Consider the following 22,488-nt stretch of genomic DNA (forward strand, 5'->3'; position numbering starts at 1 on the left):
TTTCAAATAAAAATAATTGCTGCGGTAAATGGAACTTAGATTCCGTCGCGGTATAGAAACTCGAGCGGTTGGCTAATTGAGCTCGTTATGACCGATTTTTTTTAAGGACACAACCATGAATCTAACTATTCGCAGCCGCCTTTATGTGCTCTCCATTGCGCCATTACTGATCATCGCATTAAGTTTGATGTACATCACTTACGTAGAAGTGATGGATTTGAGTAATGATCAAACTCAAGAAACTCGCACCACTATGATGGACATGAAAAAAGCTGAACTTCGCTCGTACATCGATATAGCGGAAACAGCGCTCATTCCTTTAACAAAAAGACAAGCGACACTCGAAGAAGCCTTAGAGGTGTTACGTGGTATTAAGTTTGGTAGCAGTGGTTACTTTTTTGGTTATAACAGCAAAGGTGACCGGGTACTGCTAGGCTCTCAAAATAAAGGCCTTGGTGATAACTTTTGGGCTTCTAAAGATACGGCGGGTAATTTATTTATCCAAGATATTATCAATAACGCTAAGAACAAAGAATTCAGTACCTATTACTTCCCAAAGCCAGGCCAAAGTGCCGCTTTGCCTAAGTTAGCGCTATCCGTTTATTTTCCTCAGTGGGATCTGGCTATCGGTACCGGTTTTTATACTGATGACATTGACGGCGTTGTTGCCACTATGGACGCAAGAGCCGACAAAAAAGTGAATGAAGCCATTATTAAGATTGCCATTATCGGTCTTATTATCGCTGGTTTTGTTCTTGCCGTGGCGGTGATGGTCAATAGAAGTATTATGAGGCCACTTGAAGTATTCGAGCAGTCTATTAAGTCCTTTGCTAACGGTGATGCTGACTTAACAGCTCGTATGGAAAAATTCAGCGTACCCGAATTTGGTTCGCTAAGTGGTAACTTCAACCTGTTTGTTAAGAGTTTACAGAATATCATTAAGAATGTATCTGATGTGAGCATTCAGGTGGTGGGTGAAACAAACGACATGTCACGTCGTGCTTCAGAAGTAGACAAACTGGCAACTGGTCAGCGCGAAGAAACTGAACAAGTGGCGACCGCCATGACAGAAATGACCACCACGGCCCATGATATTTCAGCAAATGCCAATCAGGCAGCGCAGTCCGCTAAAGATGCTGATGATAACGCCATTAATGCCAACTCCATTGTTGTTTCGGCGGCACAATCAGTAGAAGCGTTAGCGGAAGAAATTTCTCAGGCGAACAGCGTCATTTCAGATCTTGAGGGGGATGTTAAGAATATTTCGTCTTCACTTGAAGTGATTCAAGACATTGCCGAGCAAACTAACCTATTGGCATTGAATGCGGCCATTGAAGCGGCGCGTGCCGGTGAACAAGGCCGAGGTTTTGCGGTGGTTGCTGATGAAGTCCGCAAACTGGCGAGTCGTACCCAAGAAAGCACTGGCGAGATCCACAAAATGATCGAGCAGCTTAAAGCCGCCTCCGATGCGGCAGTCAGCGCGATGAACTCAAGCCAAGATAGAAGCCAAACTACAGTAGAAGAAGCGAACGCAGCGAGTAAAGCGCTGGATAAAGTCCAGCAGTCCATTCACGTCATTATGGATATGAATGCCTTGATCGCAACAGCCACCGAAGAACAGAGTATTGTAGGGCAAGAGATCTCCGAGCGTATCGTGGTGATTTCCGATCAAAGTGCGAGTTCTGCATCCCTTGCCAATGAAAACCGCTCTGGTAGTAAGGTGCTTAACGGGAAAGCAAACGAATTGTCTGAGTTGGTTGGCCGATTTACAGTGTAAAATTTGGCAAACTGCCCAATAGGCAATAGGCAATAGGCAATAGGCAATAGGGAATAGGCAATAGGCAATAGGCAATAGGCAATAGGCAAAGCGAGCTGACAGATGGCTCGCTTTTTCTTTTATTGGTTTCCTGTTTCTAGGGTATTATCTTTTTGAACCACGGCATATCTAGCGAAGCGTACAGTCTGCTTCTATGGGGTGCGATGAGCTTTATTTTAAAGAAACCTCATACGACTAAAGTCGTAGGTCGTGCGAATGTGTTTGGCCGTTTATTATTTGCGAGCAAGAGAAGGCTTATCTCCACTTTTCAATCCTTTAGCTAGGTTTAGCAGTGAGAGAGCCCGATAAGAAACGAATGGTTCAGAGCGTGTATCGGTTATTTTTGTCTATCCCCCACACTTTTTATAAGACTTAAGTTTGACAAAAGTCACATATGGTCAAAACTAAAAAGAAAGAATTTGAATAGTGCATCCGATTTGCCAAAGAGCAACCATGTCTAATTCAAGCATCAAGCGAACATAACATACGTCAGTTGTCCCACGGTAGCTCGCTATCATTATAAGGACGCCTGAACATGAACCTAACAATCCGTAATCGCCTCTATGTACTATCGATAGCACCCCTCATCATTATCTCTCTTAGTTTGATGTTGTTGACCTATTTTGAAACCAATAAGTTAACAGACAATCAGATGGCGTTAGCTCGCGACAATATGATGGAAATGAAACGTGATGAACTCAAAGCCTTTCTAGAAATCGCAAAAACAGCACTAAAGCCGATTACTGACGCCAACGGTAGCCTTGAAGAAGCATCGGCGGTACTTAAAAGCATCAAGTTTAGCGGTAGCGGTTATATTTTCGGCTACGATTCGAAAGGAATACGGGTGATCCAAGGGCAGAGCGATAAAGGTGTGGGGAATAGTTATTGGGATCTGCAAGACAGTAACGGAACCTACTTAATCCGCGAGTTGATGAAAAATGCCAAAACTGGTGATTTCACTACCTATTTCTTTCCAAAGCCGGGTGAAACCACACCACTACCCAAATTGAGTTATTCGGTTTTTTTTCCACAATGGGACTTGATGATTGGTACAGGCTTTTATACCGACGATGTAGACAAAACCATCGATGAAATGGCCGCCGCCAGTCATGAACAGCTAAACAGCGCCATCCTGAATATCATCATCATCGGTTTGGTGGTCGTGGCCGCAGTTGCGCTGTTGGCCATGTTGGTTAATCGCAGCATTTTAAGCCCACTTGCTATGTTCGATAAGTCCATAAAAAGCTTTGCGGGTGGAGATGCAGATTTAACCGCGAGAATGCCCGCGTTTAGCGTCCCCGAATTTGCCGAGCTTAGCCGAAATTTCAATCAGTTTGTTGAAAGCTTGCAGGTCATCATAACTAACGTGACTTCCGTCAGTGAGCAAGTGGTGGCTGAAACCACCGATATGTCTGAAAGGGCTTCTAAGGTGGATAGCATTGCTGACGGGCAGAGAAGCGAAACAGAGCAAGTTGCAACGGCCATGACAGAAATGACCACCACAGCGAATGATATTTCGCTTAATGCTAACCAAGCGGCGAGTTCCGCTAAAGATGCGGACGACCACACCAAACATGCGAACAGCATTGTTGAAGCCGCGGCGGCATCGGTGATTGAATTGGCGAGCGAGATCTCTAATGCCAATGAGGTGATTTCACGATTGGAAGGAGATGTGAAGAACATTTCAAGCTTACTCGAGGTCATTCAAGACATCGCCGAGCAAACTAACCTGCTCGCACTTAACGCCGCAATAGAAGCTGCCCGGGCGGGAGAGCAGGGGAGAGGGTTCGCGGTTGTAGCTGATGAGGTACGAAAACTGGCCAGTAGAACACAAGACAGCACCGGCGAAATTCATAAAATGATCGAACAACTAAAATCTGCATCGGATGCGGCGGTGAGCGTGATGAATTCGAGCGAACAAAGAAGCCAAGGCACAGTTGAAGAAGCAAAAGCGGCGAGCGTAGCACTAGAGCAAGTACAAGAGTTCATTCATAACATCATGGATATGAACGCATTGATAGCCACCGCGACTGAAGAGCAAAGTATAGTAGGGCAAGAGATTTCAGAACGAATTGTGGTGATTTCTGATCAAAGTGCGAGTTCCGCAGAACTGGCGAACGAGAACCGCTCAGGAAGCAGTGCTCTTAAAGAGAAAGCCAACGAGCTTGCTCATTTAGTTGATAGATTTACGGTGTAGTTACCGTGTGTCCGAGCCCTAGCAGGAATCACTTTCGCTAGGGCTATTTTCTGTCCAGCATTTTCGGTCAGATATGGTCTTTAATAAAACGATATAGTTTCAGCATGAGGGATGGGCAGTTAAAGAGAGATAAAATGGAAACACCGATGGCAATCTCAAGTTTTTTAGGCTGGTTTTTTTTGGTTCTGTTCGGTTACCCGCTCGCGTTAGTTGGGCTGCAAATCGCCATATTCGACAAGCGTCAGCGTGCAAAAGTAACACGGTGGTTTAATGTGGCGTGTGCGTTGGTTGTGGTGTTTTTAGTTGTTATGCACATGCAAACGGAAGTTATTTTCGGTAAAGAACTGCTCGATGCATGGCATAACAGAAACGAGGTAGAACCACGTTAAATGGTGTGTTTATGATGTTGGTTTACCTAGATACACGTGCCAGTTGTTATAGATATCATGGTAATTCATTTCGCAGAATGCTTTGCGGTCTGCAAGGCCATCTTCACCAAGTTCGTCACCCACTTCGTCGAGCAATGTAGAGTATTGTTCCGGATCGCTGCCATAGACTAGGCATAAGGTTTGGAAGTAACGTTGTAGGTTGAAACTGTGCTCATCAATGTATTCCGCAGCTTGAATATCTTTTGGCATGTCTTCACTTTCAAATGCAAACATGTCGGCGGCGCTGATGGCACTGTCTGAGCCGTTATCGACATATTCAATCATTATCACCGCGGCAAGATTGTCGGCTGCGTCTTCCTCTTTGCCTAAGACAGGAATGTTTTTGTCGGCAATGTACGCATGAGCGATCTCATGGAACAGTGTATGAAGAACGGTATCGATGGCGCCTGCTTGTGCGGACTTATTGAATTTCTCATCGTATTTGTTTTTGGTGAAGTAATGATTCGCTTCTGCCATAAAATGATAGGGCATCTGAATAACATTGGTTTCTGGGTTAAACAAAGGACCGTCGTCAGAACCATACTCAATGGTTAAAGTCTGAGTAAATGGAAAGTAGGTTTTACCCAGTTCGACGACAAGTTCGTTAATTTGGCTGTCTTTGAGTTGAGCTAGGCTGGCTTTATCGTCATCATTCATCGGTTTTAAGTAATTAATGGTGATGTTGCTTGCCGATGCGGAGAATGCGCTTAAAGCAGTAACGGCAAGTAAAGCTTTTGATAGCTTTTCCATGTTCAGTCCTTTTGAGTGTGAGCTAAGTAAAATTTGACTTTAAAGTCCAATAAAGTCAACATGCCAGCGCACATAAAGTGTGCACATTTCATATTGGAGATAAAAATGAATGCGAAACATTCTATATCTCACTCGAATGATGTAGTCAGTCAATCTGAAGACACAGAGTTCGGTCGAGGTACCATTAAAGACAATGCGTTGAAAGCCGTTGTCACAAGTCGATTATTTACTACAAGAATAGAGAAAGCGAAAAAAGGCAAAGGCAGCTTTCAAAGAAAAGAAAAACATAGAGGCAAAGAGCCCTATTCAAAAGCCGCTTAATCGCGTTATTTGAATAGGGCTTTTTCTTTTTAATGACTTCACATATTGAACGGGCAGAGACCTAAGCAGTTAGCTTGCTAAGAAACCTAAAACAGCACAACCCCCCCCCAAACGACACCGGCGATAATAAGCGCTATCATTACTGCTGCGGAGCCAATATCCTTGGCTCGACCGCTCAATTCGTGATGTTCTGGGCCTATCCGATCGACTACCGCTTCAATGGCTGAATTGAGTAACTCAACGAGTAAAATGAGAAGAAGTGAAACTATCAGAGCGATCTGTTCAAGTTTTGTCACCGGCAAGAAAAAAGTGATGGGAACAAAAATGACCAGTAGCCCGATTTCTTGTCTGATGGCGGCTTCGTTCTTCCACGCGGCTTTTAAGCCTTGGATAGAATAACGAGTTGCGTGAAAAATTCGAGTTAAGCCTGTCGCTCCGGGTTTCATGGTGTTCCTAGTCAAATCGTAAAAGTAATCGCAGGCTATTGTAAATGATCTTGCTGTAAAGGCTAGGTGAAGTTGGCACATTAACGGCTGTGGCATAGCCCATTTAGCCATATTAATGTTGTGGTTATATTAATAAGCAAACCGTATATTAATGTTTCAATATTATATTAGACACTAGAATATTTATTATAGAGTGATAGATTTTACGTGATGAAACTAATTTAGTATTATTAAACCGTTTACTTATGTGTCCTGGTGTTTATTAATACTGACATGTAATGAATATATTCTCTAAATTGGTCTTATTGATCAGTAGTGCGGCTGTGGCAATCAGTTCGTTGGTCTGTTGATATATATACGACACATAAAACTTTTTGTGATCAACATCTCTCAGTGCTGGTCGATTTGTGAACGGACGCGAATTAATTAAAGAACGAAATGATGTAAATTCTTAACTTTGATTTATATCAATAAGAAATAATGATTAGTATTAATAATCCGTATGGGAATAATAAAAAACATACGGAGTTATAATGAGTGAAATTCAGGGTAGCGACTATCAATCTCGCCGGAAAAAGGCGAAAGAGTTTGATACGAGGTCAGAGTACTTAGAGCATGAACTAACGATTATGGATTTACGTCGTTGGCGTGTCCATTTACCTTTTCGAGATTTCGGTGTTGAAATTGAAGATTGGGTACCAGCCATTGCGGCCACAATAGGTAAAGTCGTGATGGTGACTGCGATGGTTGCAGCATTCGCGGCTCAATTTGGCTTATCTCCTGAGTTTGTGGCAGAAAACGTGCGTTTCGAGCTGCTCATTGCTGGCGTCATTTTTGTTGTATTCTTTTCTGCCATTATGAACCCACTGACCAATCTAGCCGGAACCCACGGGCCTATGATTCCCCTTATTCCGCTTATTGCAGCAGCAGGAGGCCATCCATTAGCTTTGGGGATCATGGTTGGGGTGTTTGGTTTAATATTAAGTGCCACTAAAGGTGGATCCAAACTCGTTAAATTAACGGGAGAGGGAGTAAGAGGGGGCTTATTAATATACCTAAGTGCAGTAGGGTTAATTGGTCAGCTAAATAAATTTGAATCTTGGTCTGTCAGTGAAGGGCTTGATGCCGTTTCATTTATTGTGATTTGTGCAACGATTGTTATTTATGCTTACTTGGCAAAAATAGAAAAACGTTGGCTTGCAATTCCACTGTGTTCCCTTATTGCTGGCGTTGTGGCTTATTTAATGGGAGTACCATTTGAATTTACTACAAGTCCCGGCTTGCCCAATATGAGCCCATTTTATTGGTGGGGAGAAAATACCGGCTGGCAATTAGGTTGGCCTACTCTGGAGCATTACATCGCGGTTATTCCGTTTGCGATTTTAGCGGTAGCGATGTGGTCACCTGACTTTTTAGGCCACCGAGTCTTTCAAGAACTTAACTACCCTAAAAAAGCGAAAGGCGCATTGATGGATGTGGACGACACCATGACCGTCTGTTCGATCCGCCAGATAGTGGGTGCAGGCTTAGGTGGTGGTAATCTTGCTTCGTCTTGGGGAACATACATGATCCCTGCTGCAATAGCTAAGCGTCCTATTCCCGGTGGTGCTTTGCTTACTGGTTTCTTGTGCGTGTTCGCGGCAGTGCTTGGTTACCCAATGGACTTAGCCATGTGGGAGCCAGTGTTACGTGTTGCATTGCTAGTTGGCGTGTTCTTGCCATTGCTAGAAGCAGGGATGCAAATGGTTAAGAATGCACGTAACTCACAAAGTGCTGGTATTTGCATGTTTGCTTGTGCGTTGGTCAACCCAGTGTTCGGTTGGGCTATCACCATGTTACTAGACAATATGGGGTTGATTGGTAACAAAGAGCGCACGGCTTCTTTATCTCGAGCTGATCGTATAGCAATACCCTTAACGGCTGTGATCATTTGTGTCGGTGCTTTGGCTGTCGTGGGCCAATTACCTGGTATTCCAGCGTTATTGTAATGTAAGGGACACAAAGCAAGGGTGAGGGTCCTTGCTTTTGTGTGGCTCAATAGTGATCTAAGCGTAAATTACAACGGCCTGCGCGGTCATAATCGCCGGGTCTTTGTACGCTTTGTGTGAAAATCAAGCAAACAGTTGAGTTTTAGGAGAAAAATGCAAATTAGTGCTTTTCTTTCTCGGCCGATGTGGCATTATCTATCTCGTTCCAGCGATGTGCGTACATCGTATAATGGCTATTACCTCAGCCTTCCAAGCTGATGATGCGGGTTCGATTCCCGCTGTACGCTCCAATCTCTTCTCGTCCTGAGATAAAAGAAAAAATTCCTAACTTATTGAAAAAAACGCTCAATTGCGTGTGTTTTTGCGTCTGTCGTTTATGGTCAATGATCTTATTCGGAAAAGAATCATTGTGCAGTGGCTAGACTTAGGATGTCACTACAATTCAGTTTGCAACAACATCTAGATGTGCCTTAATATCCGCTGTATTTATGTTGAATTATACCGGAGGTGCGCCGTTTGAATTAGTATGTATAAAATTTGAGTGATGAAACGTTGTTCATACATATTATTTTCATATGTTGTTGTATATAGTATGTACAGGATGAGCGGAACAAAGTCAGGGAATGCGGTTGACTAGAAGTAGCGTTAGGCTCAATAGTACTAAGTTGAAAGAGTTTAGGCTTGGACTAGGGTTCAGTCAGGCTCAGCTTTGTCGTCAGTTTGAAAAAGATAGTGTTCAGATCTCCATGCCCTCGATCAAGAGGGTAGAGTTAGGAAAAGCAGTATCATTTAGGATTGCACGAGAGATCGCTGATTACTATGGTGTATTGATTGGAACAATTCTCGCCGATGATGAAGAACCACTAATTAATTTAAAAAGAGAGACGAAAGAAAGCTTAACTTGCCTGATATCAATTAGGCTCAACGACACTACAATCTGCGCGGGTTATTTAGTCGATTTACTTCGCGAGCAAAAAGCAGAAATTGTCTCTTTTTCAGATGTTAATGTCCTTTGTCGATATGAACTTTCCTCGCTCTACAGAATTCTTAGCCGCATCGAATCAGGCCTTTTAACACAATACCAAGATGCATTGAATTGTGGGGAAATAGGCTGTTCAATCGTCATCGTTAAAGAAATTGCCGAGCAAGGCAATTCGGTTTTGACCGTGGATGATAGAGATATCTGTGAATTGTCCTATATTTATTCAAAAAATATCAATGAAAACATATTAATAGATAAGCGACTCTATTATTCAATTTGTCGGTATTTTGATATTAATGTAACGAATGAATGTTCTATTTTAGGACGGGAATATTATGTTGTTCGTCTTTATGCTAATCAGAACTACGTAGGCGATCACATTCCGTTCAAACAGTGCGAATCATTTGTTCAGACAACCATAGATAATCCACGGCAAAAGAGCATAATTACCATTACCGGTGAATCGGGAATGGGAAAATCTCATTGGATGCGTTATCTCACGTCTCTTTACATCAAAAAGCTTAATGTAAGTGAAGTGGAGTGCATCCTTACTTGCCCTGAGTATGAGTCTGCTCTGATCCCTCGAACGGCCTTAATGATCTGTAAAATCATAGGCGTTAATCTTATTGACCCCGTAGAAGTCATCGTGCGCGCTTTAACGGTAAAGGGCATCGATTTTGGGCATTTGTCTTACGCCAAGGTGAGTCGACGAATAAAAGAAATCTTAGATAATACAAATGAAAGCAGAGATGCGTTGTTCTATGACGATGTAACGATCGTCAATGCACTGATCGACTACTCAAAAATTAGGGTCGTTGTATTTGATGGCACGTATTCAAAGCACGAATACTACACAAAAGTATTTGCGTACGTATTTTCTAAGTCGAAGAGTTTACGGTGTGTTGTTGTTTCGACAATTTACGCTTATGAGCATGAGTTTGTGTTCGATAATGTAGATTCCAAAACCTTTTCTGTACCGGATCTGACGCATCAAAATTACATCGAATTAGTCAAGAATTGGTCTGACAATCAAATTCCTGACTGCCAAATCGATGAAATCATTTTTAATTCGAATGGCAACCTCCGAATTTTAAGGCAGATGGCATTAGAGTCGATCGAAGATAATGTGCTAACGCCAAAAATTATTAAACTAGCAAGCTTAAAACTGACAGAATTACCGCAACAAGCAAGTGACCTATTAGGCCTACTTGTCGTCTCACTAGAAATAGACTGTGAGTACTCCTGGGAACGAAGTCTGGCAACTCACAAAGAGTCTGCATGGATGTTACGTGAACGTGGAATACTTCATGTGGGGGACGGGAGTTCTCAGTTTATTAGCCATGCTAGTTACATCAGCGCTTTCAAGAAAGTAACGCCCAAAGAATGCATGGCTTCTTATGTGCGTCAAGTCATTATACTTCTCAAGAATTTAGATGAAGCTGATCGTATTTACACACTAAGAAAGGAAAACCTCCTCTACCGTAAGATTGGCGAAAATAATAAGTTACTGAATAACATTAGGAGCTTGTATCGAACACCAAGTACTAGCCTTATTTTTACTAGCTGTGTAGCGGATATTTACGACGGGCTTCGAGTTTCCTGTGATACGTCTCAAATCTTAAAAAACAAAATTTCAAGTGCGATACAGATTTCTTGGGCTGGGGTTGCTTTTGGCAGTGCGTCTCCAATGATGATGGCACTTAGGCAGCGAGAGTCTCGTCGTAGTAATGAACACGAACCGGATACCAGCGATGTGTGTATTTTTGTTCAATTAGTTCCACTGTTGATCTCTCTTGAACTTAAACAGTTTGTCAGTATCAGTCGTTCAATTGATAAAGCGAAATTGAACGACAGACAAACAGCATTGTTTAGTGCATTTCAAGCCTATGGTGAATTCATGATGGGTAATATTGAATCAGCCGAAGTATATACAGAAAAAGCGATCGAGCGGCTAAACAGTTTCGACGTTCCAAACTCGCGAGCAGAGCAAGATACCATCGCGATATGCCATATGGTTCGTTTAATGTCTGCTTACGTTATTGGAGATCAGAGAAAAACGGATACTTTGTATAGCCAAGTTGAATCGGCACTCAGACAAACTGAGGTTCCCGCTAACCAATGTCTGATGATTTACGCCCAGATATACGTACTGTTTGAGGGGGGGGGAATTGAATCTATCTTTGATAAAGCAATGGATCTCTACGAGATTGCATCAAAGGCGAACATCATTAGCTTCCAGAGCATAGCAATGACTTTCATCGAGTGGGAAAGGGCGCTGAGTGATGGTAGTGACGAGCATATCAATCGCTTTGTTAGCCACTACAACAACGTGGTCATAAACCAGCAGTTTAAAGTGTTTTATCCATTTTTTGCCATTATGTTAGCCAAGCTGCAACATAAAACAGGGTCGAAGTGCCATAGAGAGACCATTAACTATCTAAAGCTGAGTATTAATTTTTGTCTCGCTAAAGGATGTAAGGTTTACTTAGACAGACTGTACCTATATCTGGAGAAAGAAAACCAAGCCTTAGAGGAAGAAGAGCTAGCACCTGGCTTGGAATTAAAAGCTATGGTTCAAACCTGAGGGATAGATCCCCATCATACTGATGCGTGATCACATGGAATCAGAACGAACACTGGCTTAACCCCTCCGGTATCGATTGCTGGCATAGAAAAACCAAGAAATAACATGAGAATAGAGAACTTATGGACAAGTTTGATGACTGGAAAGCGATTATCTCCGCATTGCCTGATATGGTTTTTGTGCTGACGGAGTCAGGAAGGTACTCCGCCATACTGGGTGGAGAGAGCCCAGAACTGTATCACGATGGTTCTAATCTTAAGAATTTGAGCTTACATGATGTATTACCTCGACATAAAGCAGATTGGTTTATCAAGAGAATAAAAGAAACGTTGGATGCCAATAAGTTGATGATCTTTGAATATTCTTTATCAGCTTATGACGTCAGTCATGTGGAGGAAGAATCTGGCCCAGAGGGTGAATTACGCTTTGAAGGCCGAGTATGCCCGCTGAATACATTGAAAAGTGGAGAAAGAGCCGTCGTGTGGGTCGCACGTAACATCTCTGAACGCTATATGCTAGAGCAGCACCTTATCTACCAAGCAGAGTTTGATCCCCTGTCCAACGCATATAATCGACGAAAGTTGTTTAAATGCTTGGACGATGCATTCTTTAGCTTTAAGCGCTACAAACAGAATAGCAGCTTGATTCTCATTGATATTGATGATTTTAAAAAAGTTAATGATAGTCTCGGGCATCAAGTTGGAGACAGAGTCATCTGTGACTTAGTGAGAGTCTGTCAGTTGCAATTAAAAGAGACTGACATGTTTGGTCGAATTGGCGGCGATGAATTTGGCATCATTTACAAAGGTGATTTGCGCGCTTCATTGGCGTTTTCTAATCATTTGAGAGAACTCGTTGGTGCGATTGAAAGCGAGTCTACGATTTGCATGAGTGTTGGGATTAGTCAGTTTCAGCCTGATGACGGAACCGTCGACCAAATTTATCAACGAGCAGATATAGCGTTATATAAGTCTAAACGAGCAGGAAAAAATAGGGCGATGATATTGTAATCCCAAAACCGAGAAATGTGTTCATATAGATGATGAATGACCTTACTATATGAACATATTATGTTCACCTCTAGTTGGCAAGGTCATCTAACGTTAGCTCTAATGCTGTGCTGATTTTAATCGCTATATCGATTTCTGATTGTTCGCTAGGGTCTAAGCTATTCCACTCATTAACATAATCTAAGTTGACGATTCGAGTTGTATCATTGTCTGAATTCATCCAATCAATGTTACATGAAGACGACCCCCATTTATCGGTTACGTTACACTCCCAATTGGCATACTCGAATTTTTCAGCAGTATAGAGTGAGGCTGAACCGCTAACTTTGATGTTGGTAATATCGTTGATAGCAAATTCATACTCTAGGGGCTCTCTGGTTACTTCACTCTCTTGATAATAATGTCTCGATTGGATTCTTATAGATGGTGGTAAATTGCTGTTGTCTGCGACATTTGTTTGCAACCGCCATCCGTTATCTTCAATATCTAGATTGGATTCTGATAATGTAACTTCAGTGATGTCGAGGGTGACATCGTTAAAGTCAGTGTACGTATTGGTATATTTTGTGAAGAAATTGATGTTATTTTTCGAAATTGGCTCGATTGGATTTAATATTTTTCTTTGTTCTCCATACCATTTTTGGCATATTCCGTTATAGCAATTGTACTCGATCCATTGTCCTTGTGGTGGTACTATACTCGTTAATTGGTTTGTATTGTAATAATCTAAGTTGATAGACAAAGAAAGAGGAAGGGCTAGATCGCTAACCTTTTTATCCGCCTCCGTTAAATCAAACCAATTTTGATATAAGTCTGAATCGAACTCAGCGGTTATTTCCGTACCGTCGTATGTGTACGTACAGACACCCGAGCCATCACCCATAGAAATATTACATGATCCTAAAGCGAGGAATCGAGTAATGTTTCCGACGTCAACTTGATGTTCGGAAATAATAGAAAAATTATTCCTATCAATAGCTTCAAAGTAGAAATCATAGTAGTTAAGGCTGTTGTGATCGGCCCAAGTTCTAAGTTGGCTATATATGTTATTATTTTCTGATAGCTTGCTTGTAAGAAGTATCCAAGTGTCACTATTTATTGTATCGTCTAAAGATATGATATATTCGAACTCGGATAGAAATGCAGTTTTTATCGAGCTCATAATTAGATTGCTCTTATTCAAATCTATTTTTGTATCATGATCTAATAGCCCCGAACGTTCTTCTTTTTGATAAGACCATACATTAGTAGTAAAGCCTTGAAATTCTTCATCAATAATCATATGCACCCATCCATCAGTTGGACCTGCGGGGGTAACAGATATATCTTCACTTCCACAGCCTAATATTAAAAAAGGGATGGTTAGAGAGACTAGGTATTTCATAGATATTTAGTCCTTAAAATTTGCATTTACAATTGGTAAGTTACTCTGCTGGTCGCCAGCTAAATGCGCTAGCGACAGTGCCCAATATCAAAGTATCAATTTCTGTGCTGGTTAGATTAGGGAGCATTTGAAGTGTTATCGTACCTTGCGTTTGAACGGCTGCCATATCTACTTCGCCCCGAGTGAAACGGTATCCGAGTGGGGTTTCGGTACTGACCATTGCCCCTTCGGCCATATGAACAGATTGGACATTAAAGTGTGTATTACCGTAGCGAATAAAGCCGCGCTCTTTTAATGCCATTGAGAGCTCGATGGTTTCTGATGCTGGCTCCATTTGGAATTCACCTACATCGATACCATTTTGACCAACTTTACAGATGAATTGTTTACTTCCACCGAGTGAAAAAACTCCTAAGTTATAACCAGTACCTCCACCATGACAAATTATGGTCCAGGTTTTACCATTATCATTGCGAGTCAGTTCAGCTATCATCTCAGCATTTTTAGTCTCGATGGTCTGGAACCACGTACTGGTTGATGCATTCCGTGAGTACTTACCTTGATATAAACCTGCGATATTAAAAGTACCCTCTCGACCAAAACCACCAAAGGTACCATCAGTGCTTATAAGTAATTCAGGCTGAACAGAGATAGCATCAGATCTTTCCATAATAACCGTGGTACTGCATCCGAATATTGTAGACAAGAGAAATGTCATTGAAAGTGATTGCACGAAAGTTGCCCTAACCATTAAGTTATCCTTATTTATTTCCTATTAGTTCTATGTTATTCCGGAAATAAATATCTTTTAGTATCAGTTTGGTATCAGATGAAATGGAAATAGCAACGATGATGCGCAATAAGGTTGTAAGCTCATTAATACCAATTTTTTATGTGCACAGTGATACTAAAATGATACCAAATTTTGATTGAGGTTATCTTAATCTGATTGCGAGTGATTTCGATCTGATAAAGTCACTGAAATGTTCATTAAGGAGCGATGGAGTTTTGCGAGAATAACAATGTGAGCTTGATGAATGAGATTAGTTATCAAATCAGCTAGGAGTGAAGGATGCGAGTACGCGAGCTAAAAGGAGTAATTTTATTTACTATTGGTTCAATGTTGTTTGGATGTGGCAATGAGTCAAGTTCAGAGATTGAAGCGACTTCCGCGATATCAGATATTAAAGTGATCGAGCTTGAAGGAAATACTGCAAATAGCGAAGTTTATGTTAAGTATACTATAGAAACTAATGGGCTATCTGGCTCCTCCGTTCAAACTGACTTTCTCATTTCAAAGGAAAAAGATGATGTTCTAGGTGATGGCTCAACGTTTATTAAAGCTTCTTTATGTCCAATAATTTCAGATGGGACTACCGATTGTTATATGGTTTTTACGCTGCCTATGGTAGAGGAAACTGATGATTATTATCTATTGGCCTACATTGTGTCCAATACTGAAGGGCTTGAATATAGTGACACCAGTATATTTTTTAAACAAGCAAGTTTCTCGTCTGAAAAGATTGAAATAATATCGACTGCAGAAGAAGACTTTGCTATCAATGAAGTTGAAGTAACAAATCAGATTTTATTTATTGATCCGGAAGAGGTCAACGAAATAGGGCAGGAGAATCCGCATGATCTTCTCGGTTACTTGGACGCGATATATTTCGGTGAGTCCGATTCATTAGTTAGTTTGACCGCTCGTATAGATAGCATCAATGGCACCCTCATACCAAATGAACTGTCCAGCCTACAGTTGTTAGATAATGAGTCAAAAGAATACAAGAGAGTAGTAAGTATTGATGTTCCTGCATTAAATGAAGAATTTATCTATTCTTATGCAATCAAACTGACCCCGGAGCAAAACCTAGCTTTTTCTTCCTATCCAAATCAATCTGAGGTCTCCATCAGCTTTTATGCGGAACTAGATGACAATGAGATGGAACTTGTTAATAATGTCTATACGATATCGTTACCTTTGTTTGTCTATACGCCACCAGTAAAGCTAAGTCCAGGTTCGTACACCTATCACTTTAACAAAAGTAAGATGTTAGGAGATAAAAAAGTAGCTTCGGCTCAGTTATTGTTCGACACTCAATTGAAATCTGGAATGTTTGGTGTTTTTAGTTCTCTCGAACTAGAAGCGAATATGTATCTCTTTAATCAAAAACACACATTACTAGGCTTTTATCCTGCCGTAAATACTGCAGCATTGAATCCATTCTCCACAAAACTGTCACTGTACGGGTTTACAGTTAAAGTTCTTGAAAATCCAGAAATAGTTATACCTTTAGCTGAACACCATTCTGATATAGCTAGATTTCATTTTGCCGCTGGACCTATTCCTATGGAGATTGAATTTAAAGGGGTAAGTGGTTTTGGTGCAGATATAGGACTCGGAATGTCTGATAACGAAGCTAAGATAGAAGCTGAACCATACCTGCGCTTTGGGGTAGAAGCCTCTGGTGGTCCGAGTATAGGCATTGCTGCCGCTGAAATTTTTGGCGAAATTAACCTTGTAGAAGTTTCGTTACCGGTCGAAGTATCTGCGAAATATATTCCTGTCGGCCGTGATGGAGGTCCAGTCGCGGAGATGGAGGCAAACGTAGATGTCGAGCTAAACGGCCTCAATGGAAAAATTGGTGTCGACATCATATATCGAATTATAAGGGAGCATCACTTAAAGTTTGCGCTCATAAAATTTCATACCCCTTTACATTGGACTGAGCACTTATTAAGTAGAGTTTGGGAAAGGGAATTGTAAATATGGTTGACCTTAAATTCCGTTATCGATTGTGTTTGGCCTTATTTTTCTTGTCTATGTTTTCCTCGTTTTCCGTTACTGCGAAATATAAAGTTAACTATCTATTTAAGATTGAAACGAAAACAAGATTCAATGAAGATGAAAATAATGATGCTAACCTGGTCATAGAGGGTAATATTGCATTGACGCCTGTTTTTTATTCGGACTATAATGAAGAAGGAAAGATATGGTGGGGGGGAGAAATATATAATCTAACAAGTTCTCACAATGATGCGTTTTTGAATAGTTATAAAAGTATACAAACGCCTTTCGCATTCGCATTGAATCAGGAAGGTAAAGTTGTCGATTTTTTCTTTCCTGATTGGTTAAATATTGAAACTCAGTCTCTATTAAAGAACTTTACTTACTATTTTCAGTACATCCCCATATTAGATGATGTTGTTATTCGAATTGAAAATGATTCAAATGGAGGTGTTTATGTAAAGTATATTCCTAAGGCGTTAGGAGAAGGAATTACGCAGGTGGTAAAAAAGAAGTTGGCATATGTGCAGAACAAACATGAACCTCCTGTTCAGCAAGAGATTAATCACTCTGAGTTTTCATATGGAAATAATCCAGAACATGTTTGGTTTGATAAGATGGAAGGGACTGAAACGTTAATAACTCGGTCTCAAGGCATCAGATTCGATATGATTCAACATGTAAGTTTTAAGTCTGTTTCGCATGAACAAGACCTCTCCCTATACCAACTATCAGACATATTGAATCAATGGAATATTGTTGAGCCTAGGAGTCTTGAACTTTCGGCAAAGCAGCGGAAGTCACTCGCAGAATCTTTAGTTCGAGACATCAGTAAACTAGATATTGTAAATATGACTCGCAGGCAACGGTCAAATTGGCTTTCTCAATACAATTCGGTTTTGTCAGAGTTAAATAATCTTATCATAGGAGGGGAGTTAAGCGGCGATATCAAGCTAAAGTTGTTTAGTACGTTGTCTGAGCTGGATACTAAGAACAGCAATAAGGTGTTGATCGATATTTTTACTCAAGATCAATACAGCATTGAAGATCGTGAGCAAGCGATGATTCAGGTAAGTTTTGGTCGAACGAATCTTGGTAGAGCGTCTTATCAGCAACTTCAAGCTTTTCTTGTTGAAACCAATGTTTCTGATCATCGAGGTATATATTCTACCGGCATGTTTGCTATAGGTAATATACTCAGAACAAGAGAGGGTAGCGAGCAATCAGAAGAGCTATACCAAAATCTGTCTCAAACTTTTCTTAGAGCCGTAACACACGTTGAGCAAGCCATATTAATTACCGCGCTAGGAAATACGGCTCGCCAGGATGTCGCAGAATTATTAACGGTTGAATTTACCCAGTCTGACGATCGTAGCGTACGACAAAATACCGCTTATGCTCTTGGTAAGTGCGGTTCTGACCTAGCGCATGTTAGTCTTATTGATATGGTGAAAAATGAAGCCGATGCGACCGTAAACGGTGAATTGTTTAATTCCCTTACAGAGTTTGAGCTTACGGCAGAAGAAATAGATCTGGTGACCGCTAAAGCACTTAATGTTGAAGATAATAGAAGTAGAATGAAAGCGATTCAGGCAATAGGTGTACAGAATGAAAATCGTCAAAATGCGGTTTCTTCATTGAATGTCATTCTTGAAAATGAAACCGATAAAGCAAATTTTAGAGTGGCGGCAAGTTTGTTAGTCCAATTACAATCCGCAGATTAATAATAAGCTTATGGAGAACATAAGCGCCATTCCCCCAATGCTCTTTTGGCTCAAGCCGCCTGTGTCAGGCTAGTTGTTACTGTTAAAAAATAAGAGACCAAATTTGAATCGATCAGTTGTTCCAATATTTATAACACTAGCTTCCTTTCCAATTTTGTCTCCTGTATTCATTACTTAACGTATTACTCTGCTAAGAGCCATAATAATATGGGGTTGGCTAAGGCTACTTTTTGTCTATTTTTTTGCTAATTTCTACTAATTGCTCATAGCTCACCCATAATGCAGGGTTTGAGCGATCTAGTTCCTCTGCCAAATACGGGTTATCAATGGTCATAATTCGACGCTTCGGGATGTTAGTTTTACTCAGTATTTGCTTTAACAATGGATCATTAAACAACATTTCGTTGTAACTTCCATCTTCAGTTGCAAGCATAAGTCCTGTGTACAAATCATCATGTAGCTTTTGATTATTACGGTGAACATAAAAATACATGGCGTATGGATAATAGAGTAATAATTCTTGCTCCACTGCGAGTTGGTGATGAGAGTATTTATCCAGCTCTTCCCATGGTTCATAGATTGCCCTAGGGAAGTAATCAAAGCGTTCTGCAGCCAACATCTTAAAGAGGTTGGCATACTGTACGGTGGTCTCTACTGGAAGGTTAGCGCTTTTCAATATTCTGGTATCCCCCCAAAAAACACCTTGTCCGGCAGATAGACGCATTAAATCGTTTAGGTTAGTGATTTTACTAAAACGTTGTTGGTCATCTGAGCGGATCAAAAAAATCCGGTACCCTAACAACCCTCTAGATATCGGAAAATAGATAGCTCGAAGTTTTTCTTCTTTGTCTGGAGATGCTCCAGCCCAGATCAGGTCAATCTTACCATTCATTAGATGAGCCGTTGTACGCGCCTCATTTTCATCATATTTTTGTTCAATCACATGATAGTTTGAATCGGACTTGCTCAGTGCGAGTTCCAGTAGATCAAGCACCAATTGGTCACGTTGATCACTGATGATCTGAATTCGAATTTCTTGTCCGTATAACAATGCTGATGCGAGCAGCAGTCCAATAGATAGCGTTGTTTTGACTATCAGTCTTTTACTCATAATTTAACCTTTAGAGCCGCACTGAATTCTATCTAATAGTATATGACATGATCTTGGTGGCATTTGGTTTTATCTAGCTATTGGTACAATCACCACTTGTCGATAGCCGCGCAATAAGTTTGTAATTAGCGCACCTTAGCATTTCATCTATCAACTATGTTACTGCGCATTGTTGCTTTTTGGTTGGATTAATATTTACAATATGTAACGTAGTTGTTGTGATCAAAGGGGGTGTACGTCAATGCTCACAGGTATATAAGTTAAATTTAAATACTTAGAGTTACCTAACAGATTAATAAAAATAAATTTTTTATAGTGAGTTATAGATCATTATTATTTTGCGTAACCCTTATGCTATTTAAGTTTGCCTCGTAATAACAAATGCATCAATAGCCTCTTTATTGGGGTCTGCCTGTTTTGTATTTAATGGAATGAATTCTCAACAACTCATTTCACTTCCCCTCTTTCTGGAGAACTCTATGCCCCATAAGTATGACCGACACATTAGTAACCTAACAAAAGATACCTATGCATTAGTATTAGCCGGCGGCCGTGGTAGCCGACTATTTGAACTGACAGATTCTCGCGCAAAGCCTGCCGTTTACTTCGGTGGTAAATTCCGTATCATCGATTTTCCGCTATCCAACTGTATTAACTCAGGTATTAACCGTGTCGGTATAGCAACTCAATATAAGTCACACTCGTTAATTCGCCACATTAGCCGTGGATGGGGAAGCTTTAAGGCGAAAGAGTTTGTAGAGATTTTACCCGCGTCACAACAAACTGGTGATGATTGGTATGTGGGTACAGCCGATGCTGTGTATCAAAACATGGAAATTATTCGTTCACATAACCCTAAGTACATTTTAATCCTTTCAGGTGACCACGTATATCGTATGGATTATGGTTCTTTAATCGCCGAACATGTAGCAAACAACGCTGATATGACCGTCTGCTGCCTTGAAGTCGATACTGAAGAAGCTGCGGGTAGTTTTGGGGTTATGACCGTAGATTCTGAAAGCAAGGTTGTCGGTTTTGATGAAAAACCAGCCGAGCCTAATGAAATTCCGGGTAAACCAGATCAATGCTTAGCATCGATGGGTAATTATTTGTTTGATGCTGATTTTTTATTCAATCAACTATTAAAGGATGTTGATAACGAAGGTTCTACCCGTGACTTTGGGCATGATATTATCCCATCCATTATCAAAGAACATAATGTTTTTGCTTATGCGTTCAAAGATCCAGATAGTGATAACCAACCTTACTGGCGTGATGTTGGCACACTGGATTCGTTTTGGGAAGCAAACATGGAACTCGTGACGCCTGATCCTCAGCTTGATTTATACGATAAAGCTTGGCCTATTTGGACATATCAAGAGCAACTTCCACCCGCTAAGTTCATTTTTGATAACGAAGAACGTCGTGGTATGGCGGTAGATTCTACGGTTTCGGGTGGGTGTATTATTTCTGGCTCAACCATTCGTAAATCACTGTTATATTCAAGTGTTCATGCTCATTCTTACAGCCTTATCGAAGAGTCAGTTTTGCTGCACGGAAGCCATGTAGGTGAAGGCGCTAAACTGAAACGAGTTATTCTTGATAGTTATTGTCACGTCCCTGCTGACTTAGCCATTGGTTATGATAGAGAGCAGGATATCGCCAACGGTTTCCGTGTTACTGATAAAGGAATAACACTGGTTACCAGAGCGATGTTAGAAGCCCTGGCTAAAAATAAGTAAGCGGTTTTTCTGGGTAGTACTTCCAAAGTCAATGATCTGTTATTGATTAAGAAGGGCTACCCATTGCTTTGGGCTCTCTAAATTCCCCTGTGCTTCCTCGAGTTAAAATTTCGCGCTAAAAAACGTCTCATCATAGTGCCTTCGTCCTGTTTAAAAATAATTTGTATCCTTTTCATTGTTAACACGTGTTGTTAAGAAACATGCATTAAAAAGGACATCAAATGTTTGAAATCTTCACTCAAGTAGCTGACTGGTTATCATTTTCTGTCATGGGGCTTGAACCTGGCTCATCGATGGGGATGGGCGTTCATTTTTTTATTGAAGACACGACAAAAATTTTAGCCTTGTTAGTGGTGTTAATCTACTTTATTTCCTTTCTACGCGCCGCTCTTAACATGGAGAAAGTACGAGACTATTTAAAAGGAAAAAATAGAGGAGTGGGGTACTTTCTTGGTGCGATGTTCGGGGCAATTACACCATTTTGCTCTTGTAGTTCTATTCCTCTTTTCATGGGGTTTGTTTCTGCTCGCATCCCCATTGGAATAACGATCGCTTTTTTGATTACTTCGCCACTCATCAACGAAGTTGTGATCATCATGCTTGGCAGTATTCTTGGCATTAAATTTACAGTGATGTATATCGCTATTGGGATGGTGCTAGGCATGGTTGCAGGCTTACTTCTAGACATGCTTAAAGCCCATCGTTGGTTACAACCATTCCTTGCCAATGCCTATTTAAAAGATACAGCGGATGACCCTAAGAGTGATGAAACAAACACTCAGGCGGCCATGAGTGTTAAACAACGTCACCAATTTGCGGTAACAGAAACCAGCACCATTGTGCAACGTATATGGAAGTGGGTGATCATTGGTGTCGGCATCGGTGCATTTATTCATGGATTCGTCCCTGCAGAGTGGTTTGAGCATAACTTGTATGACAGGCAGTGGTGGACAGTACCCATCGCGACACTGAGTGCTATCCCAATATACACCAATGCCTCTGGAGTCGTGCCAATTATGGCTTCTTTGATAGAGAAAGGTATGCCTTTAGGCACAACACTCGCTTTTTGTATGGGGGCGGTCGCTGTGAGCTTGCCTGAATTCATGATGCTCAAGCAGGTTATGCAGTACCGCATGCTTGTATGGATAACAGGGTATCTCTTTGTTGCTATCTCAATTGTGGGCTGGCTATTTAATGCGTTTAATTAGAATAAAGGT

General features: G+C 41.0%; 15 protein-coding genes, 1 tRNA gene and 1 pseudogene. 12 read left to right on the forward strand and 5 right to left on the reverse strand.

The window, feature by feature from the left end; all coding sequences use genetic code 11:
* Positions 1-115: 115 nt before the first annotated feature.
* From QWZ04_RS21795 to QWZ04_RS21805, 3 genes are all read left to right on the forward strand, one after another.
* Positions 116-1,777, forward strand: a complete 1,662-nt coding sequence (locus tag QWZ04_RS21795; protein ID WP_290330378.1) for a methyl-accepting chemotaxis protein — start codon at positions 116-118, stop codon at positions 1,775-1,777.
* 574 nt (positions 1,778-2,351) lie between these two features.
* Positions 2,352-4,013, forward strand: a complete 1,662-nt coding sequence (locus QWZ04_RS21800) for a methyl-accepting chemotaxis protein (RefSeq protein WP_290330380.1) — start codon at positions 2,352-2,354, stop codon at positions 4,011-4,013.
* A 146-nt stretch (positions 4,014-4,159) separates the two neighbouring features.
* Complete coding sequence (locus QWZ04_RS21805) at positions 4,160-4,402, forward strand: hypothetical protein (RefSeq protein ID WP_290330382.1); 243 nt, start codon at positions 4,160-4,162, stop codon at positions 4,400-4,402.
* A 9-nt stretch (positions 4,403-4,411) separates the two neighbouring features.
* On the opposite strand, the gene QWZ04_RS21810 is transcribed toward QWZ04_RS21805, so the two are convergent.
* A complete protein-coding gene (locus tag QWZ04_RS21810; RefSeq protein ID WP_290330383.1) occupies positions 4,412-5,191 on the reverse strand; it encodes a DUF4344 domain-containing metallopeptidase in 780 nt (259 codons plus the stop codon).
* 105 nt (positions 5,192-5,296) lie between these two features.
* On the opposite strand from QWZ04_RS21810, the pseudogene QWZ04_RS21815 reads away from it, so the two are divergent.
* Positions 5,297-5,503: pseudogene (locus tag QWZ04_RS21815) on the forward strand (alternative ribosome-rescue factor A); the annotation flags it as partial.
* 95 nt (positions 5,504-5,598) lie between these two features.
* Here QWZ04_RS21815 and QWZ04_RS21820 read toward each other — a convergent pair.
* Entirely contained in the window at positions 5,599-5,958 is a 360-nt protein-coding gene (locus QWZ04_RS21820; RefSeq protein WP_290330386.1) for a diacylglycerol kinase, read from the reverse strand.
* 533 nt (positions 5,959-6,491) lie between these two features.
* Between QWZ04_RS21820 and QWZ04_RS21825 the strand changes: the two genes are divergently transcribed.
* The 4 genes from QWZ04_RS21825 (at position 6,492) to QWZ04_RS21840 (ending at position 12,522) form a co-directional block, all read left to right on the forward strand.
* Entirely contained in the window at positions 6,492-7,946 is a 1,455-nt protein-coding gene (locus tag QWZ04_RS21825; RefSeq protein WP_290330387.1) for a DUF3360 family protein, read from the forward strand.
* Positions 7,947-8,161: 215 nt separating this feature from the next.
* Positions 8,162-8,236: transfer RNA gene (locus QWZ04_RS21830), tRNA-Gly, on the forward strand.
* A gap of 339 nt (positions 8,237-8,575) precedes the next feature.
* Complete coding sequence (locus tag QWZ04_RS21835) at positions 8,576-11,512, forward strand: helix-turn-helix domain-containing protein (protein ID WP_290330388.1); 2,937 nt, start codon at positions 8,576-8,578, stop codon at positions 11,510-11,512.
* A 122-nt stretch (positions 11,513-11,634) separates the two neighbouring features.
* Entirely contained in the window at positions 11,635-12,522 is an 888-nt protein-coding gene (locus QWZ04_RS21840) for a sensor domain-containing diguanylate cyclase (protein WP_290330390.1), read from the forward strand.
* Positions 12,523-12,592: 70 nt separating this feature from the next.
* Here the strand turns inward: QWZ04_RS21840 and QWZ04_RS21845 are convergent, their stop codons facing one another.
* Complete coding sequence (locus tag QWZ04_RS21845; RefSeq protein ID WP_290330391.1) at positions 12,593-13,906, reverse strand: hypothetical protein; 1,314 nt, start codon at positions 13,904-13,906, stop codon at positions 12,593-12,595.
* Positions 13,907-13,946: 40 nt separating this feature from the next.
* Positions 13,947-14,657, reverse strand: a complete 711-nt coding sequence (locus QWZ04_RS21850) for a VV20781 family protein (protein WP_494338495.1) — start codon at positions 14,655-14,657, stop codon at positions 13,947-13,949.
* 321 nt (positions 14,658-14,978) lie between these two features.
* Between QWZ04_RS21850 and QWZ04_RS21855 the strand changes: the two genes are divergently transcribed.
* Both QWZ04_RS21855 and QWZ04_RS21860 read left to right on the forward strand, forming a co-directional pair.
* Complete coding sequence (locus tag QWZ04_RS21855) at positions 14,979-16,673, forward strand: hypothetical protein (protein ID WP_290330393.1); 1,695 nt, start codon at positions 14,979-14,981, stop codon at positions 16,671-16,673.
* A 2-nt stretch (positions 16,674-16,675) separates the two neighbouring features.
* Positions 16,676-18,418 (forward strand): HEAT repeat domain-containing protein, encoded by a 1,743-nt coding sequence (locus tag QWZ04_RS21860; RefSeq protein ID WP_290330394.1) that lies wholly within the window; start codon positions 16,676-16,678, stop codon positions 18,416-18,418.
* Positions 18,419-18,641: 223 nt separating this feature from the next.
* Here the strand turns inward: QWZ04_RS21860 and QWZ04_RS21865 are convergent, their stop codons facing one another.
* Positions 18,642-19,529, reverse strand: coding sequence for a type 2 periplasmic-binding domain-containing protein (locus QWZ04_RS21865; protein ID WP_290330395.1), 888 nt, complete (start codon positions 19,527-19,529; stop codon positions 18,642-18,644).
* Between the two features lie 479 nt (positions 19,530-20,008).
* Between QWZ04_RS21865 and glgC the strand changes: the two genes are divergently transcribed.
* On the forward strand, positions 20,009-21,271 hold the full coding sequence (gene glgC, locus QWZ04_RS21870) for a glucose-1-phosphate adenylyltransferase (RefSeq protein WP_290330396.1): 1,263 nt from the start codon (positions 20,009-20,011) through the stop codon (positions 21,269-21,271).
* Positions 21,272-21,492: 221 nt separating this feature from the next.
* On the forward strand, positions 21,493-22,479 hold the full coding sequence (locus QWZ04_RS21875; RefSeq protein WP_290330397.1) for a permease: 987 nt from the start codon (positions 21,493-21,495) through the stop codon (positions 22,477-22,479).
* Positions 22,480-22,488 lie beyond the last annotated feature (9 nt).

It is taken from the genome of Vibrio tapetis subsp. quintayensis, from assembly GCF_030409945.1.
Classification (GTDB): Bacteria; Pseudomonadota; Gammaproteobacteria; order Enterobacterales; family Vibrionaceae; genus Vibrio; species Vibrio quintayensis.

Excerpts from the sequence above, each read along its gene's own strand:
- QWZ04_RS21795 (WP_290330378.1), top strand. The coding sequence starts at position 116 with ATGAATCTAACTATTCGCAGCCGCCTTTATGTGCTCTCCATTGCGCCA.
- QWZ04_RS21800 (WP_290330380.1), top strand. The coding sequence starts at position 2,352 with ATGAACCTAACAATCCGTAATCGCCTCTATGTACTATCGATAGCACCC.
- QWZ04_RS21805 (WP_290330382.1), top strand. The coding sequence starts at position 4,160 with ATGGCAATCTCAAGTTTTTTAGGCTGGTTTTTTTTGGTTCTGTTCGGT.
- QWZ04_RS21810 (WP_290330383.1), bottom strand. The coding sequence starts at position 5,191 with ATGGAAAAGCTATCAAAAGCTTTACTTGCCGTTACTGCTTTAAGCGCA.
- QWZ04_RS21820 (WP_290330386.1), bottom strand. The coding sequence starts at position 5,958 with ATGAAACCCGGAGCGACAGGCTTAACTCGAATTTTTCACGCAACTCGT.
- QWZ04_RS21825 (WP_290330387.1), top strand. The coding sequence starts at position 6,492 with ATGAGTGAAATTCAGGGTAGCGACTATCAATCTCGCCGGAAAAAGGCG.
- QWZ04_RS21840 (WP_290330390.1), top strand. The coding sequence starts at position 11,635 with ATGGACAAGTTTGATGACTGGAAAGCGATTATCTCCGCATTGCCTGAT.
- QWZ04_RS21845 (WP_290330391.1), bottom strand. The coding sequence starts at position 13,906 with ATGAAATACCTAGTCTCTCTAACCATCCCTTTTTTAATATTAGGCTGT.
- QWZ04_RS21850 (WP_494338495.1), bottom strand. The coding sequence starts at position 14,657 with ATGGTTAGGGCAACTTTCGTGCAATCACTTTCAATGACATTTCTCTTG.
- QWZ04_RS21855 (WP_290330393.1), top strand. The coding sequence starts at position 14,979 with ATGCGAGTACGCGAGCTAAAAGGAGTAATTTTATTTACTATTGGTTCA.
- QWZ04_RS21860 (WP_290330394.1), top strand. The coding sequence starts at position 16,676 with ATGGTTGACCTTAAATTCCGTTATCGATTGTGTTTGGCCTTATTTTTC.
- QWZ04_RS21865 (WP_290330395.1), bottom strand. The coding sequence starts at position 19,529 with ATGAGTAAAAGACTGATAGTCAAAACAACGCTATCTATTGGACTGCTG.
- glgC (WP_290330396.1), top strand. The coding sequence starts at position 20,009 with ATGCCCCATAAGTATGACCGACACATTAGTAACCTAACAAAAGATACC.
- QWZ04_RS21875 (WP_290330397.1), top strand. The coding sequence starts at position 21,493 with ATGTTTGAAATCTTCACTCAAGTAGCTGACTGGTTATCATTTTCTGTC.